Consider the following 2,422-nt stretch of genomic DNA (forward strand, 5'->3'; position numbering starts at 1 on the left):
ATACACCATCGACCTGACCGAGCGCGCCCGCCGCGGCAAGCTCGACCCGGTGATCGGCCGCGACGACGAGATCCGCCGCGCGATCCAGGTGCTGCAGCGGCGCACGAAGAACAATCCGGTGCTGATCGGCGAGCCGGGCGTCGGCAAGACGGCGATCGTCGAGGGCCTGGCGCAGCGCATCGTCGCCGGCGAGGTGCCCGATTCGCTGAAGAGCAAGCGGGTGCTGGTGCTCGACATGGCCTTGCTGCTGGCCGGCGCGAAGTTCCGCGGCGAGTTCGAGGAGCGGCTGAAGTCGGTGCTGAAGGAAGTGGCGCAGGACGAAGGCCAGACCATCGTCTTCATCGACGAGATCCACACGATGGTGGGCGCCGGCAAGGCCGAGGGCGCGATCGACGCCGGCAACATGCTGAAGCCCGCGCTCGCGCGCGGCGAGTTGCACTGCATCGGCGCGACCACACTYGACGAATACCGCAAGTACCTCGAGAAGGATGCCGCGCTGGAGCGCCGCTTCCAGAAGATCCTGGTCGGCGAGCCGACGGTCGAGGCGACCATCGCGATCCTGCGCGGGCTGCAGGAGAAGTACGAGGTGCACCATGGCGTCGAGATCACCGACCCGGCGATCGTCGCCGCGGCCGAGCTGAGCCACCGCTACATCACCGACCGCTTCCTGCCCGACAAGGCGATCGACCTGATCGACGAGGCCGCGGCCAAGATCAAGATCGAGATCGACTCCAAGCCGGAGGCGATGGACAAGCTCGACCGCCGGCTGATCCAGCTGCAGATCGAGCGCGAGGCGGTCAAGCGCGAGAAGGATGAAGCCTCGCAGAAGCGCCTGGGCCTGATCCAGGAAGAGATCGTGYGCCTGCAGCGCGAGGCCGCCGACCTCGAGGAGATCTGGAAGGCCGAGAAGGCGACGGCGCAGGGCTCGGCCCATGTGAAGGAAGAGATYGACCGCACCCGCTTCCAGATCGAGGAGTTCAAGCGCAAGGGCGATTTCAACAAGGTCGCCGAGCTGCAGTACGGCAAGCTCCCCGAGCTGGAGAAGGCGCTGAAGGACGCGCAGGCCACCGAGGTGAAGAAGGGCGCCGACGCGAGCCGCCCGCAGCTGCTGCGCACGATGGTCGGTGCCGAGGAGATCGCCGAGGTGGTCGCGCGCGCGACCGGCATCCCGGTGTCGAAGCTGATGCAGGGCGAGCGCGAGAAGYTGCTGCASATGGAAGGCAAGCTGCATGAGCGCGTGGTCGGCCAGGACGAAGCCATCASCGCSGTGGCCRATGCGATCCGCCGCTCGCGGGCCGGCCTGTCCGACCCGAACCGGCCGACGGGGTCGTTCCTGTTCCTCGGGCCGACCGGTGTCGGCAAGACCGAGCTGTGCAAGGCGCTCGCCGGCTTCCTGTTCGACAGCGAGGACCACCTGATCCGCGTCGACATGAGCGAGTTCATGGAGAAGCATTCGGTGAGCCGGCTGATCGGCGCGCCGCCCGGATATGTGGGCTACGACGAGGGCGGCTACCTGACCGAGGCGGTGCGCCGCAAGCCATACAGCGTGCTGCTGCTCGATGAAGTGGAGAAGGCGCACCCCGATGTCTTCAACGTGCTGCTGCAGGTGCTCGACGACGGCCGGCTGACCGACGGGCAGGGCCGCACGGTGGACTTCAAGAACACGGTGATCGTGATGACCTCGAACCTGGGCTCGCACCAGATCATGCAGATGGCGGGGCAGGACCCCGAGGCCATCCGCGACGCGGTGTGGGCCGAGGTGAAGCAGCATTTCCGCCCGGAGTTCCTGAACCGCATCGACGAGACGGTGGTGTTCCATTCGCTGGACGCGAAGAACATCGAGGCGATCGCGAGGATCCAGCTGAAGGTGCTGGAGCAGCGGCTGGACAAGCTCGAGATGAAGCTCGACGTGTCACCGGCCGCACTGGCGGCGCTGGCCCAGGTCGGCTTCGATCCGGTGTTCGGTGCGCGGCCGCTGAAGCGGGCGATCCAGCAGAAGATCGAGAACCCGGTCTCGAAGCTGATCCTCGAGGGCAGGTTCGGGCCGAAGGACGTGATCCCGGTGGACGTGAACGGCTCGGAGTTCAGCTTCTCGCGCGTCGTGCACTGAACCGGGTCAGTCCAGCAGGTTGTCCATCCGGCCGACCTGCAGCCTGACCAGCGTCAGGTTCGCCTGCGCCTTGTCGAGCACCGCATGCAGCGCCACGCCGGGATGGTTGGGCACGGGGCGCAGCAGCAGGTGGTGCGAGCCGAGCGTGATGGCCGCCTCGGGCACCGCGTGGCCGAGGCCCATCGTGCGGGCGGTCGCGGTCATCGCGCCGATCAGTGCCGCGCCGTGGTGGGCCAGGATGTCGGGGGAGGGCCGCGCACCGGCATGCACCAGGTCCTGGCCGCTCGCGATGTCGAACACGCAGCAGCTGAC

At 67.6% G+C, this 2,422-nt stretch carries 1 protein-coding gene and 1 pseudogene; one reads left to right on the forward strand and one right to left on the reverse strand.

Annotated elements, in window-relative coordinates:
• Positions 1 to 2,110, forward strand: a 2,110-nt coding sequence (clpB, locus tag AC1D15_RS27100; RefSeq protein WP_477828445.1) for an ATP-dependent chaperone ClpB, incomplete at its 5' end; no start/stop codon positions are given.
• Positions 2,111 to 2,116: 6 nt separating this feature from the next.
• On the opposite strand, the pseudogene AC1D15_RS27105 reads toward clpB, so the two are convergent.
• A pseudogene (locus AC1D15_RS27105) lies at positions 2,117 to 2,422 on the reverse strand (hypothetical protein); the annotation flags it as partial.

It is taken from the genome of Rhizobacter sp. P2_H2 (assembly GCF_056403375.1).